Origin of the sequence: Wolbachia endosymbiont (group A) of Colletes cunicularius (assembly GCF_964264715.1) — a bacterium.
GTDB lineage: Bacteria > Pseudomonadota > Alphaproteobacteria > Rickettsiales > Anaplasmataceae > Wolbachia.
On the sequence record NZ_OZ183471.1, the window covers coordinates 1034693 to 1049660 of the forward strand.

General features: G+C 34.4%; 13 protein-coding genes and 1 pseudogene. 7 read left to right on the forward strand and 7 right to left on the reverse strand.

Annotated elements, in window-relative coordinates; genetic code table 11:
• Positions 1–38 precede the first annotated feature (38 nt).
• From ACFELZ_RS06175 to ACFELZ_RS06200, 6 genes are all read left to right on the forward strand, one after another.
• Positions 39–1145: a hypothetical protein gene (locus ACFELZ_RS06175; RefSeq protein WP_375315932.1), complete on the forward strand. Its 1107-nt coding sequence runs from the start codon at positions 39–41 to the stop codon at positions 1143–1145.
• Between the two features lie 82 nt (positions 1146–1227).
• Positions 1228–2400 (forward strand): CCA tRNA nucleotidyltransferase, encoded by a 1173-nt coding sequence (locus ACFELZ_RS06180; protein WP_375315933.1) that lies wholly within the window; start codon positions 1228–1230, stop codon positions 2398–2400.
• Positions 2401–2497: 97 nt separating this feature from the next.
• Positions 2498–3358, forward strand: coding sequence for an IS982 family transposase (locus ACFELZ_RS06185; protein WP_375315786.1), 861 nt, complete (start codon positions 2498–2500; stop codon positions 3356–3358).
• A 181-nt stretch (positions 3359–3539) separates the two neighbouring features.
• Positions 3540–4526: a type I glyceraldehyde-3-phosphate dehydrogenase gene (gap, locus tag ACFELZ_RS06190; protein WP_375316686.1), complete on the forward strand. Its 987-nt coding sequence runs from the start codon at positions 3540–3542 to the stop codon at positions 4524–4526.
• A complete protein-coding gene (gene tatC, locus ACFELZ_RS06195) occupies positions 4523–5281 on the forward strand; it encodes a twin-arginine translocase subunit TatC (RefSeq protein ID WP_375315934.1) in 759 nt (252 codons plus the stop codon). The genes gap and tatC overlap by 4 nt, the downstream gene beginning before the upstream one ends.
• A 332-nt stretch (positions 5282–5613) precedes the next feature.
• Complete coding sequence (locus tag ACFELZ_RS06200) at positions 5614–5739, forward strand: hypothetical protein (RefSeq protein WP_375315935.1); 126 nt, start codon at positions 5614–5616, stop codon at positions 5737–5739.
• Between the two features lie 83 nt (positions 5740–5822).
• On the opposite strand, the gene ACFELZ_RS06205 is transcribed toward ACFELZ_RS06200, so the two are convergent.
• From ACFELZ_RS06205 to ACFELZ_RS06215, 3 genes are read right to left on the reverse strand one after another with little or no spacing between them, the layout of a single operon-like run.
• Positions 5823–6281 carry a transposase gene (locus tag ACFELZ_RS06205; RefSeq protein ID WP_375316627.1) on the reverse strand — a complete coding sequence of 153 codons (459 nt, stop codon included), beginning with the start codon at positions 6279–6281 and terminating at the stop codon, positions 5823–5825.
• Positions 6224–6388, reverse strand: coding sequence for a hypothetical protein (locus tag ACFELZ_RS06210; RefSeq protein ID WP_375315781.1), 165 nt, complete (start codon positions 6386–6388; stop codon positions 6224–6226). Before ACFELZ_RS06210 ends, ACFELZ_RS06205 begins: the two co-directional genes overlap by 58 nt.
• Before the next feature lie 3 nt (positions 6389–6391).
• A complete protein-coding gene (locus tag ACFELZ_RS06215; RefSeq protein WP_375315805.1) occupies positions 6392–6589 on the reverse strand; it encodes a transposase in 198 nt (65 codons plus the stop codon).
• Between the two features lie 822 nt (positions 6590–7411).
• On the opposite strand from ACFELZ_RS06215, the gene ACFELZ_RS06220 reads away from it, so the two are divergent.
• On the forward strand, positions 7412–9166 hold the full coding sequence (locus tag ACFELZ_RS06220) for a hypothetical protein (RefSeq protein WP_375315936.1): 1755 nt from the start codon (positions 7412–7414) through the stop codon (positions 9164–9166).
• 47 nt (positions 9167–9213) lie between these two features.
• On the opposite strand, the pseudogene ACFELZ_RS06225 reads toward ACFELZ_RS06220, so the two are convergent.
• From ACFELZ_RS06225 to ACFELZ_RS06240, 4 genes and pseudogenes are all read right to left on the reverse strand, one after another.
• Positions 9214–10012: pseudogene (locus tag ACFELZ_RS06225) on the reverse strand (IS982 family transposase).
• Positions 10013–10356: 344 nt separating this feature from the next.
• Positions 10357–13473, reverse strand: a complete 3117-nt coding sequence (locus ACFELZ_RS06230; protein WP_375315937.1) for an AsmA-like C-terminal domain-containing protein — start codon at positions 13471–13473, stop codon at positions 10357–10359.
• The gene (gene rnhA, locus ACFELZ_RS06235) at positions 13466–13903 is read right to left on the reverse strand and encodes a ribonuclease HI (RefSeq protein ID WP_375315938.1); all 438 of its coding nucleotides are present in this window, start codon (positions 13901–13903) and stop codon (positions 13466–13468) included. Before rnhA ends, ACFELZ_RS06230 begins: the two co-directional genes overlap by 8 nt.
• Before the next feature lie 177 nt (positions 13904–14080).
• Positions 14081–14968 (reverse strand): heme o synthase, encoded by an 888-nt coding sequence (locus tag ACFELZ_RS06240; protein WP_375315939.1) that lies wholly within the window; start codon positions 14966–14968, stop codon positions 14081–14083.

Genomic DNA, 14968 nt, shown 5'->3' on the forward strand with positions numbered 1-14968 from the left:
TGGTATAGTAATATATAGCTTAAATTAAGGTAAAAACTATGCTTCAATCTAGGGAACGGAAATTACCAATTAATAGCCAAGTAGTTAAGTATAATACTGCGGGCGATGGCAATTGTTTTTTTCATGCTGTGTTTGGTGATAATAGCTCTGGTCCATATAAAGCTGAAAGAGCGCAAGATATGAGAATGGAATGGCACAAATTTTTAAGTCAATTTACATCTTTAGATGATGTAAGTATGCCAGCTCCTTTAAGAGCTCAGCTAGAAAAGGTTTTTAATATGTTTTTAAACAAGCCAGGGGATTTAACTGGTAAGTCTGATAGAATAAAGGAGTTGGTTGAGCAAACAAATAGGAAAATTAAAAATGCTGAAGGTAATGTGAAGAGGTTAGTAAGTAAAGCTGTTAGCAAATTTAATATATCGCATGATCAAGCTATGCGTGATTTAAGAGAATATGCAGAGGCCCTTGGTGAAAATGAGTACGATGTCCAATATAACAGTGAATTTATTACACGCTCATTTCTTGATAAACCTGAACTCTATCAAGCCTATCTAGGAGCAATAGAAAATAAAAGGTATTTTCCTTTCATTGAAGAAGTTCAGATATTAGCTTCTTTAGCTAATATTGAAATTAATGTCCATTGTGAAGTTAGCGGTAGAGAGAAGCAACAAAAGTTTGAGCCAGATCCACAAATGATAAATAATGATGATCAGTTAAATCAGGTATTTAATCGTGAGAGTTATAAATTAAATGACGAGTTATGGGGTAGTAAAGAGCGAGAAACAATATATCTTGGAGGGAATCATTACTCTAGAGCTGAAATTGTAACTCAAGAATTAATAAGGCAGCAGCAAGAAGACTTTCTATTAGCAAAAAAACTGCAGCTAGATGAGATCTTGGAATATTGTAACCTTTCAAAGGATATCTCTGAGAGAGCAGAGGTTGAAAAGAGATTTGATGAGTTATTGGCAGAAAATGCTAATGGAAAAATTTGTGATGTTGTAGAGCAGTGCGTTAGTGATATAAAGCAGCGCATAGAGCGCTCTGAAGAGCAAAACCCTTCAAGTTTACTAAGTTCAAGATGTGGTACGGGATCGATGGCAGAACAACCATTTCATCAGCAGCAACCAATACTTGCACAGTAAATTTTCATAGCCCTGTATATTTTTATATAGGGCTTTTGCAAGCATTTCATATAATATGCACTTGCAGTACGTACTAACCTAAATGCAAGTTGACCATGAAACTAGTTTAATCATCGATGCCATAGAGAAATTTGGTGGTAAGGCTAGGCTTGTCGGCGGGTGTGTGAGAGACTCAATTTTGCAGCGTGATGTCCATGATATTGATCTCGCTACCAATTTGCTTCCTGATCAGGTGATGAAAGCGCTAAAACTCCGTAATATAAAAACTATTCCAACTGGCTTAAAACATGGGACTATAACTGCGGTTCTAAATCAAAGATCTTTTGAGATCACAACACTAAGGCATGATGTGAAATGTGATGGCAGGCATGCGAAAGTAGAATTTACTAATAATTGGCAAGCTGATGCTTCAAGGCGTGACTTTACATTTAACGCTCTATATGCAGATAAGCATGGCCATATATATGATTACTTTGGTGGTATAGAGGACTTAAAGGTGCGAAGGTTAAACTTTATAGGCAACGCTGAAGATAGAATTAAAGAGGATTATCTACGTATTTTAAGAGCATTTCGTTTTCATGCAAAAATATGTGTCGGAGATTTGAGTGATGAAATACTAAGCGTATGCAAAAAGCATTCGCATATGATTCAAAACCTCTCTGGAGAGAGAATAAGAGATGAAATACTTAAATTGCTGGAGTGCAATGATCCTTTTCCAACACTTAAGAGCATGCAAGAATCTGATGTTTTGCAAAAGATTATCCCAAAAGAAGTAAAATGCGAAATTCTGTCTTCGTCACTTCTTTTCGGCACTGATGCACTAGTAAAATTAGCGTTACTCCTTAGGACCACCAAAAATGACAGGCTAAGTCTTGGAGAATATGTAAGTAAGTTTCTACGTCTTTCAAACAAGCAAAAGAAAAAGCTGTTATTTTTATTATCCAACGATATCAAAACAGAACTCTCAGAAAAAGAGCAAAAAAAATACATATCTTTATTTGGTAGAGAATTATATTGTGATTTAGTAAAAATTTGTGGTGTTGAGTCTGGAGAAAATGTTGATAAATACATTTCTTTTGCTAACACATTCAATATTCCAAAATTTCCTTTATCTGGCGATGATTTAATAAGTATAGGTCACCAGCCAGGAAAAAGTTTAGGTAGGAGCTTGGAGTTGCTAAAACAACATTGGGAAGACAGCTCCTACACTTTAACAAAAGAGGAGCTGGTGCTTTATGCTAAGGGTCTACTTTAGGCTACTCTCTGAACGTGAATTATGGATTAAAGGAGAATAGAAGAGGCAAGAAAACAGGGTAAACTCAGCAGTGATAAAAAAATAGATGAGGTTACCCATGGAAGATATAACAAAACTGTTTTGTTTGGTCGATGATTTTTGCAGAGATATAGAGAAAAATTTTGCAGATAAACTACTGCCAAATGGTAAAAACCCCACAAGAACAACGGAAATTGAGCACTCCGAAATCATGACAATAATCCTGCTATATCAACAATCTCCGTGTAAAACTTTCTATCTACATTACCTAACGTTGCTCTACAAATCAGAGTTTCCAAAGTTACCTTCATATACCAGGTTTGTTGCTCTAAAGCCTAGGGTTTTGTGGCATTTAGCAATGTTGTTGCATTGGCTTTGTGGACAGTCAGAAAACACTGGAATTTCATATATAGACACAACTCCCATTGCAGTTTGTCATGCAAAAAGAATATCCAAAAACAAAGTTTTTGCTGGAATTGCAAAATTAAGCAAGAGCACTTACGGCTGGTTTTTTGGTTTCAAATTACATATGGTAATCAATGAAAATGTTGAAATTCATGCACTTACGCTAACAAAAGGCAATGTTGATGATAGGATACCTGTGCCAAATCTGACGGAAAAATTAATCGGTCTTTTGTTTGGTGACAAAGGTTATATTGCAAAAGAGCTTTTTCAGAAGCTGTTTGACCGAGGTTTGAAACTTGTTACCAAGGTGAAAAAAGGTATGAAAAATACATTGATTTCGCTAAATGAGAAGATTTTACTGAGAAAAAGGTCTATCATTGAGACTGTTTTTGGTTACCTAAAAAATAGACTAGAAATTGAACACACTCGCCATAGATCCCCTGTTAATTTTTTGGTTCATATCTTTTCTACTCTCATTTCCTATTCCATCAAATCCACAAAGCCTTCTATTTCCTATACTTTCTTCCTTCCTTAATCCAGAATTCGCGTTTTTAGATTTATGGGTAATAGTAAGCATGATAAGGGGGCTGGCGGAGTTTGTAAAGCAATTTTTTAGCCCTGTCTCCTTGCTATAATGTTCATATCGATAGAAAAGCAAAAGAATAGAATGAAATATCAAGTGATATCCTCTATAATTAAATTTTTTGAATGAAGAGATGACGATTCGTGTAGGAATTAATGGTCTGGGTAGAATAGGCAGAGGCGTATTGCGTGCTATTTTCGAAATAGAAGAATATAGCAAACAAATAGAAGTTGTAGCTGTGAATGGATTGCTCAGTGCAAAGCAGCATGCACATTTGATTAAATATGATTCTGTTCATGGCAAATTCAGTGGTGATATTGACTTTAATGAGTCTCAAAATTGGCTATCTATAAATGGCAGAAAATTTTCTTTATATAGAGAACGGAGCCCTGAAAATATTCCTTGGAATGTTGATGTAATACTTGAATGTACTGGTGCATTTAACAAGCGTGAAGAAGCAATAAGGCACAATGCAGAGAAAGTGATTGTCTCTGCTCCAGTTCCAGATGCTGATGTAACTATAGTTTATGGTGTGAATAATGATATGCTCAAAAAAGAGCATAAAGTAATATCAGCAGGTTCTTGCACTACAAATTGCCTTGCTCCGATTGTGAAAGTCCTACACTCTAATCTAGGTATAAAAAGTGGCTTTATGACTACTATACACGCCTATACGAATGATCAAAATGTTCTTGATGGCAATCATAGAGACTTATGCAGAGCAAGGGCTTGCGGATTATCTATGGTGCCAACTACAACCGGGGCAGCAAAAACAATTGGTTCTATAATTCCTGAATTAAAGGGAAAGCTAGATGGCACTGCCGTCAGAGTTCCAGTTAGCAATGTTTCTATGGTTGATTTTAAATTTACGACTGATAAGAAAGCGACCGTTAAAGAAATAAATGAAATGTTTAAGGATGCAGCAAGCAATGTGCTTTCTGTATGCACGGAACCTTTAGTTTCAATAGACTTTGTGCATAACCCTTATAGCGCAATTGTGGATTCAACTGGCACATATGTTACAGGCGACATCTGTAGAGTTGCAGCGTGGTATGACAATGAGTGGGCTTTTTCGCTGAGAATGTTAGACATAGCATTATTGAGCCATAGTAAAGTATGAATGGAAACCCAAACAAATATGCTTCATTTTGTGAGCACTTTGCGGAACTCAGAAAAAGAGTTATCTTTTGCTTTCTATTTTTTTGCGTTGCTTTTGGTTTTTGTTACTACTTTAAGGAAAATATATACCGTTTTTTACTTGCACCTTTAATAGAAGCAACAAAAGATAGCGAAGGTTTTTCTTTAATTTACACAGACTTAACAGAGGCATTTTTTGTGTATCTTAGAGTTGCAATGATGAGTGCACTTTTGCTCTCTTTTCCTGTGTTTGCATGGCAATTCTATATGTTCTTAGCACCTGGGTTATATAAAAGTGAAAGGGCAGTGTTGTTGCCATACTTAATTGCAACCCCGGTTTTATTTGTAATGGGAGCTACTGTAGTCTATTACTATATATTTCCTTTAGCCTGGAAGTTTTTTATCAACTTCGAACACAGTGGTAAATCCTTCGATATACCGATAGAGTTTATGCCATCAGTTAGCGAATATTTAGACCTCGTTCTCCAATTTATGTTTGCATTTGGCACTGCATTTCAAATTCCAGTAATACTCACATTGATGGTGAGGGTAGGGTTACTCACTACACAAAGTTTGTCAAATAAACGCAGAATCGCGATAGTGGTAATTTTTATTATCGCTGCAATCTTAACTCCACCTGATGTATTAAGCCAAGTAGGGCTTGCAATACCTATGCTGATTCTATATGAATTGTCCATTTTGATATGTAGGTATATTGAGAAGAAGGCAAAGGTTTGAATAAATATGTATTTGTAACGTTCTTTTTCGAGCAAGAGCACCTTTTTCTTGCTTAAGCGTGTGTGATCATTACTAATAAGACTTTGTGTATTTGACTCTTTACATAAAATATAGAATAATTAAACTTAAGTTTTTATGGAGGTAGCTATATGTCAGGTTTAACAAAGGAACAACGGGTATTATATAATCAATTACAGAACGCAATTGGGGATTTTGTCGAGAGTTTTGCCAAAGGTTTTAATGATAAAATGAAATAGAAACATGAGATAGAAACTAAACAAGTAACTAATAAAGCAATAGGAATTGGTATCACTTGTGGTGTTATAGCTGCATTGGCAGTCGGTGTTGGATGTGGTGTTGCCGGTGCTCAATTATCAATATTGGCTATAGCTGGTATAGCTGTAGCTGCTGCGCTGGCAGTTGGACTTGTTGCTGGTGGTATTACATATGCAGTATAAAACCTAGTGGTAGACTAGAAGAAGCTCACGCACAAGAACAAGAAGAAAAAGAAAAGGTACCTGCTTAGAGCCTGTCTTCAAACTCAAGAATGAGCTAATTTGTGAAGCATAATAGTGATCATATTAAAGAAGATGTTGTTTTTTGAAGTGAGAGGAGAATGCTCATAATCCTTACTCATACGTCTAAAATTGGAGAGCCAAGCAAAGGTTCTCTCAACAATCCAACGTTTGGGAATAACCTGAAATCCTGTATCAACTATTTTCTTGGTAATCGTCAATAAACATCCAGTTTCCAATAAGCAGAGGTTTTGCAATTTACCTGTGTATCCTTGATCAGCAAAAAACTTATGTAATGTTGGAGCTTTGCATTTGGCTTGAACAAAAAGATTTAGTGCACCATCAAGATCCTGAATGCTTGCACTTTGTACTTCAGCAGCAATTACAAGACCTACAGTATCTACAACGATGTGGCGCTTTCTACCCTTTACTTTCTTGCCAGCATCATATCCTCTGGATCCCCTTTTTGAGTAGTTTTTACTGATTGGCTATCTATTATTCCCACTGATGGAGTTTCATTCTTACCAATTATCTCTCTTACTTTTTTAACTAGAAAATCATGAATCTCTTGCCATATTCCACTTTTTTTCAATCGCTAATTACAACTATACACTGTTTTCCATGGTGGAAAATCTTTAGGCAGTTGTCTCCATTGACATCCTGTTCTCATCATATAGCGGATTGCGTTAATAATTGTTCTAATACTATGTTTTCTTGGTCTGCCGGTCTTTTTAGGTTCAAAATATAGCTCTATTATCTTCCATTCTTTGTCACTTATATCGCTTGGGTACATTTAAAATATATCTTATAACACACTTCTTAACTCCTTTCTACTTAGTTTGAAGACAGGCTCTTAGAAATTCGCCATATAGTTAAGTTAAAAACAGTAGAAGGAAGAAGCCTTCTTCCTTGTCTTTTACCGAAATACCAATTTTCTTATTTAAGCATATATTGAGGTTATTCACGGCATTGTGAATAACTTGGTTGATAACCCAGTGGAATACATGGTTTACGCGTTATGAGTACTTTGGAGATCTATAATAAGTATGATCTCCAAATACTAATATATAATACTTAAAGAGATACTTTAACACTTTCTCTTAAGTACTAATCTGGAGGTTCGACAAGTTGCTGTTTAAAAGGTTAGGAAGTAGTTTTATTAGCATTGAAAATTACATAATGTATATTATGGAAAATAAAATCACATAATACAGCAAACTATAGCTAACCCAAGAAAGGTTTTCCTACGTCATACCGCCGCGGTATCTCTCAGCCGCTAACAAGTAGCGGGATGACGAGCTTATCGTCATCCCGCCGCGAACCGTCATACCGCGATTCATTCGCGGTATCTCGGCATAGATTCCGCTACTAGTAGCGGAATGACGAATTTGTCGTTTTTCAAATTGTCGGTAAGTCTAAGTCAGTTTAGCTATATAAACATAGTATAAAAAGAGCTATTTTAGCAAAATTTTAAACAAATAAAATTCATTAGCTTCACAATTGGCGCTTTATGAGAAAAGTACACTTGATATACAGATTTAAAATACAAGTTAACGAATTATTATGATTTTTACCAAGATAATAATATAGTAAGGTTTAGTAGTAAGGTATCAAAATGGAAAAATACACCAACGCATGGTTTCATAAGAAGAATGACCCAAATCATCACGATTGTGCAAATGATAGCACTTGCGGGCAATCTATAACGGATTTTAGGATTGGTAATTCTGATATTTTCTTCTATGATAGTAATGGAACAGCGATTGCGCAGATACCTAAGTTGCCTAACGGAAACTCTATTACATACCGTAATAATTTATATAAAACTGCACAATCAAAAAACTTTGGTGAGAGTACAAAATACGTAGGATTACAAGATGTGCTGCCTAATCAATTTAATTTTGAACACGGAAAGTTGAATTGCGTAATACATTATGACAATGTATCGCAACAAGAGCAGGAGCAAATGAAGCTCGATATTAAAAATGCTTATGAAGCATATAAAGCAAAGTTTTGTATTGCTAGTAATATTCAAGTTACTGTGCATACCTATATTTTTAATAATGGAGATGATTATAGGAGCTATGGCACTTCGGTTCCTGGGTTTTCACGGAGTCAATCTTCGCTCAATATTTCTGGTGGGATGACGAACGGAGAAAGCGTATTGCTCTATAAAAATGTTTATACGGACAACGTTTTAGCCCATGAATTCGGTCATGTGTTTCAATTTAAGCTTTCCGAAGCAAAAGTAAGAAAATTGGACTTTGTAAATGGTCAGCTGATGGCAAATGCAATTGGACTTGAGGTAGAAGAAAAAAATTATAAAGCTATTTGCAAGCAGATGGGTGTAGATGAATATAAAGACCGTGGATCGATGTTTCAATTTAAATATAGGGATACAACTGGTCGTATATACCGTCAGGACCTTTCAGAAGAAGAGAAATTTCAAATTATACAACGTGTCAAGAATTCTGGACTAGATGAATATGAAGATCGTGGATGGATGTTTAGTTTTAAATACGAAGGTACAACTTATAGTATATACCGCAAGGACCTTTCAGAAGAAGAAAAATTTCAATTTATTCAAGATATAAAGAACTCTCATGAATCGCTCGTTAGTGAATGTGATGGATTGGGGAATGAGAATACAGCTTTATCGATTTACGTTGATGAAAATAAGGAGATAAGTCGAATGTATTTTCAAAACTCCGACAAAAATATATTCAAACAGCTAGATAAGACGCTTATAAGCAGAAGTAAGTCTAAAGAAGAGGCAAATGAAAACCGCACGAATCCAGAACCAGAAGAAGAACAAAAAGGCAATGAATACACAGAGTTTACAGGAGTGTTGCAATTTAAGTACAAAGGGACCAATTATGATATACAACACAAAGGTTATCTTTCAGCAGAAAAAGAAAAACTTCAATTTATCAAAGACATTAAGAACTCTCATGAATCGCTCATTAGTGAATGTGATGGATTAAATGAGGGGCCATTAAGTCAGAATGCAACTGTAGTAATTTTTGTTGATGAAAATAAGGAGATAAGTCAAATGTATTTTCATAATCCAGACAAGAATATATCCGAATGGTTAGATAAGACACTTATAAGCAGAAGTAAATCTGAAGTGGATGTGGATGAAATAGAGCAACCCAGTAATTTCTTATCCAATATTTTTCCAGCAATTAAATCCGTTATTGATTCTATCTTATCATTCTTTTCATGGTTATTTGGGTCTAAAGAGGAAGAACAATCCGATGACAATCTTTCTTTGCTTAAACCTGATGTTAATCACGATGCTGACGAAAACTACGTAGGCAATTACTCACTATGTAATCATGATCATCACCAACATGATGACCTAATATAGTAAAATAACGAACTTTTATCCCCTACCCTTCTAACGCGAATTCTGGATTAAGGAAGGAAGAAAGTATAGGAAATAGAAGGCTTTGTGGATTTGATGGAATAGGAAATGAGAGTAGAAAAGATATGAACCAAAAAATTAACAGGGGATCTATGGCGAGTGTGTTCAATTTCTAGTCTATTTTTTAGGTAACCAAAAACAGTCTCCTTTTTTCACGTTGGTAACAAGTTTCAAACCTCGGTCAAACAGCTTCTGAAAAAGCTCTTTTGCAATATAACCTTTGTCACCAAACAAAAGGCCGATTAATTTTTCCGTCAGATTTGGCACAGGTATCCTATCATCAACATTGCCTTTTGTTAGCGTAAGTGCATGAATTTCAACATTTTCATTGATTACCATATGTAATTTGAAACCAAAAAACCAGCCGTAAGTGCTCTTGCTTAATTTTGCAATTCCAGCAAAAACTTTGTTTTTGGATATTCTTTTTGCATGACAAACTGCAATGGGAGTTGTGTCTATATATGAAATTCCAGTGTTTTCTGACTGTCCACAAAGCCAATGCAACAACATTGCTAAATGCCACAAAACCCTAGGCTTTAGAGCAACAAACCTGGTATATGAAGGTAACTTTGGAAACTCTGATTTGTAGAGCAACGTTAGGTAATGTAGATAGAAAGTTTTACACGGAGATTGTTGATATAGCAGGATTATTGTCATGATTTCGGAGTGCTCAATTTCCGTTGTTCTTGTGGGGTTTTTACCATTTGGCAGTAGTTTATCTGCAAAATTTTTCTCTATATCTCTGCAAAAATCATCGACCAAACAAAACAGTTTTGTTATATCTTCCATGGGTAACCTCATCTATTTTTTTATCACTGCTGAGTTTACCCTGTTTTCTTGCCTTTTCTATTCTCCTTTAATCCAGAATTCACGTTTCTAGTTGTATTTATAACTTTGCAGATATGGTAGGCGATAAAGGGCACTTAAACAACTAGATAAAAAACTAGGTGGATCATTCGGAAATTCTTGCATTTTTTGTCTATAATTTTGTAAAGAAATAACTTTTACTTTATCATAATCAAGTTTCCAGAAAGAGAGTGGTATTGCTTAAATAATTAGATAAAAAACCAGGTGGATCATTCCGAAATTCTTGCATTTTTGTCCATAATTTTGTTAAACAACTTCCCTTTTGGTCATGTCGAACCAAATTTCTTTTTCACACCACCTTTTAAGCCACCGATGACAGCTTCGTTAGTTTTTGTCATAATGCGATCAAACACTCCCAATAACCTCTTTAATAGGTTTGGAGTTAGCGAAGAGATAAGATCAACAGATACGTTATTGTTTTTGTCATCACCACTTGCTTTATAGTCTATTGAAACGATTCCCCTACTTTTCCCGCCAGTAAGAAGTTTCCCAATTATAGGAATTTTTAACAAAGATTTATTAATTGAATATGCTGGTATTACCTGTCCTTCAACTTGGAATTTATAATTTCTAACGTCAAGCTTACCGCTAGTGCTAATGCCTAATTCCGCCCCTTCAAGCCAAGATTCTTCAATTTCGACAGAGCCATCTTTGTATGAGAAAGGTACATTACATTTATAAAAGTATACACCTTCATCCTTTATAGCATTTACAATACCAGGAAGCGAAGACATCGATAATAAAGTAGTGAGTAGTGGAGCATCTTTGATATAAAAATTACTAATAGATAACATGCCATAATGTTCTTCATTTTCTCTTTGAGGAGATAGATAAAGAGAAAGTTTACCATTTTTGACTGATTTACTAATACCTAAGGAACACGAAAGTATACCTGCATTATCCGCATATATTTCGAGCCCTATTCCACTGTATTCCGCTAGTATGTTGCTGCTATCTTCTAGAAACTGTCCTGTAAATTGACTTCCATTGCAATTACCTTTGGTACAGGTTACATTCAGCTTAGCATTTTTGATAACGACGCCTTCTTTCATAATTACATTGTCAACATTCATACTAATTTCTATATCTTTGTTTAATCCATTATTGTTTTTGCCAAGCAAGCCTAAAATATCACTCAAATTGATTTTCTCACCATAAATAGTTATGGCATTTTTTTCCTTACCTGATTCAATTTCTATACTAAAATCATTATCAGGCAATTTAAAACTACTAGAATTTAAATATAAATTTCCATTTCCTACTCTTCCGCTGAATTTTATATCTAGGTCATTTCCTATAACATCTAATTTGTCTATTAACAATTCATCGGCACCTTTTAATTTTACAGAGAACAAAACTTTATTGTGATCTTCAAAACGATTTTTCCACCCAAAATAACTTGAACGTGATTCAAGCTCTGATAAATCCATATTACCATTAACATGTCCCGTCTTATCTTGATTTATCACCGATTCTATATTTGTATTGACATAGCCACCTATATTTTCATCAAAATCAAGTATTTGAGCGGGTAAATCTCCAGTCAAATTCCAGGCAAAACTTTCATTCCTATTGCTACTTTTCAGGTCAAATAATAGCTGTGTGTTATTCACCATACCACTACCATTTAAATCTATAAAGTCACTGCCAAAACTAAGCTTAATGTCATATTTACCAAGACTTGCATTATAGACGGCCAAATTGTCAATTTCAGAATGAAAATTTGCTGAGAAGTCTACTTTTTTGTCATCAGCATTTAGATTAAAAATGCGAAAATTAAATACAGATTTTGCCATTCCACTTACTTTATCCCTTTCAACCTTCACCACATCATCCAGCTTAAATCTTATAGGCTCATATAAACCATACGCATCACTTACAGCTTGGCCATTAATGGTTAGAACTGAATTTTCCTTATTGAGAGATTTCATTTCAATATCACCACCATTAATAGTGAAATTCTGAAACTTAGCGCTATTTACAGTAATCTCAAGATCGTTATTCTTGATGATCAAATCACCCTTTAGTTCCTTTACTTGCTCAAAATCTTCATCAAATTTTACGCTACCATTTTCTATATCAGCAACAATTACAATGTCTGACAGATCGTCATCAACCAAATTGTTAATTTTGCCATTGAAACTTACAATGGTATTTAAAACATCCCCATTAATATTATCACAATACCAGCTTCTAAATTTACTATTCACTACACCATCTGGTACATAAGTACATAAATCCTTTGCAGCAAACTTGCTAATATTAATTCTAAGCAAAGCATGACTTGTACTAAAGTTCATCTTGCCTATTAAAGAGAGATACGTGTCATTTAACTTAAAATGGAAGTTTTTTACACTAATAATTCCATCACTATATGTTAAATTTATATTTACATTAGTTAAGGCCAAATTTTTGTTCAAATAATTTTCTGTATTCAATACGTATATATTTCCATCTACAATTTCATCCTTTTTATTAATTTTCACTGAGAAGCTTCCTTTGAATCCTATATTTTTGTCCAAATTGTAGCTTTTAACTAATGTAGAAAACTCGCTCAATAGTCCCAATTTTAGATTATAAAATGTCCCGTATACATTTAGCAAATTGTTGCGATTTTTTATTGTAATTGATAAATCATCCAAAAATCCCTTTCCATCTTTTGTATTCACATGAATATCTAAAACATTAAAATCTTCCCCCTTCCCTATATATAATTTATCAATAAAAAATTCATCTTCTGTGCTTTTATCAATAGCGATGTTAGTAAATTCAATTTTTGAATCCGCATTTAAGTCAAAAAAAAATTCCCTTATTGTTTTTAATAGATTTTTTGCACTGCTTTCTGTCATCTTGAAATTCTTTCCTGTCATTCCAGCACTCGTCCTTGTCATCCAAGTAGCTTGACTACTTGTTTCTTTTTTTCTAGATTCCAGCGTCACGCGCTGGAATGACACCGAAGGAAGGCGGTTACTATTTAAACAATGATTATCCAAAAGGTCTAATGAGTTTTGCGGATTAACATTAGTTTCTTCTCTCTTGATACATACATGCACATTATCAGCTGAAACCTGAGAGAGATTTGTGCTAGCTTTAAATAAGGAACTTAACTTAAAATGTACAAAAAGCTCAGGAACTTTTATAGTAAAATTAGGGTTTGCTATTGCCAAATCTGTAATGACTAAATACGGATCTTTGCCATCTTTCTGCCAAACAACTGAGGTATTCTCCATATTAACGCTTGAGCCAACAAATACTTTTGATATTTTATGTTTAACATAAAAATTAATATAATTAATATTGATTTCTAAAGGCTTTAAAAAAATAAAGAAGCACAATATGAACAATAAAGCTACGGAAAATAATATAGTAATTTTTTTAAGCATCGATTATTGCTTTTCTTGCTAAAATATCAGCCTCCTCATTATATTTATTGCCACTGTGTGCTTTAACCCACTTCCAATCAATTTCGTGTTGTGAAGCAACGTTGTCTAGCTCTTTCCACAATTCCATACTTTTTACTGATTTTTTATTACTTGTTTTCCAGCCATTCATTTTCCACTTATTTATCCACTCTGTTATGCCATGCTTAATATAAAGACTATCCGTATATAAATTAATATTACAAGAAAATTTCAATACTTTTAGCCCATTGATCACCGCTGTTAACTCCATTTTATTGTTTGTGGTATTTTCTTCTCTACCATAAATGTCTTTTCTATAATCTTGAAATAATATGATAGCTGCCCATCCTCCCGCTCCAGGATTACCAGAACACGCCCCATCCGTGTATATTGTCACTTCCTTTTTGCTCATCTTTAACTGTAATGAATTAATTAAAGTATATAGTTGCTTTTATGAAAGCACAATTTCTAAAGGTAGTTTAAGCTGCACCTTTAAATTTTATTATAGAAACAAAAAAAAGTGTGACAACGAGCATTACCAAAAGGAAAAGTAAAAAATAGTTTTTATGCTTCTGCCGTTCTTTCATAACTAAAATAAATCAATAGAACAAAAAATAATACTGGCGAATAGGGAAAATAGATAAGAAATTGAATAAGAAAACATTTGTTTCTGTGAGTTGTGGTTCTTGAATCTGAGAATTGATATAGCGTACCAAATAAAGATGCAACCTGCAAAAATTGCCATGCTTAGATAAAGTAAAGCCTTTTTCAAAAATAGAGCTGGAAGCAAGCTGGTTAATACCAGCAACACACTATAAATTAATATATATTTTCTTGTTTTTTCCGGACCATAAACAATATTGAACATAGGAATCGATGCTCTTGCATAGTCTTCAGACTTATTTAAAGATAGGGCCCAAAAGTGTGGTGGAGTCCACATAAAAATTACTAAAAATAAAATGAAACTTTCCCAACTGACAGAATTAGTCACAGCTGCCCAGCCAATCATTGGAGGAAAAGCACCTGCTGCACCACCGATAACGATATTCTGTGGAGTACGCCTTTTTAGCCAAATTGTATATACGAAAACGTAAAATAATATGCTAACTGCAAGCAAAGCAGCAGAAATATAGTTTACTGTTATTGCCATGATAAATACTGACAATATTCCAAGAGTTATACCAAATTCAAGCGCACTTTCTGCAAGAATTCTTCCTGAGGGTATAGGGCGGTTTTTTGTCCTTTCCATGAGCAGATCTATGTCTCTGTCATACCACATATTTATAGCACCTGCAGATCCTGAGCCAAGAGCAACACATATAAGAGATATTAGTGCTAGAAAAGGGTGCATACTACCTGGTGCAGTAACCATACCAGCAACTGCAGTAAATACCACAAGATACATTATCCTTGGCTTCAGCAAACGCCAAAAATCCAGTATTGTCGATTCAACATTTAGCAAAACACTTGTGTACAT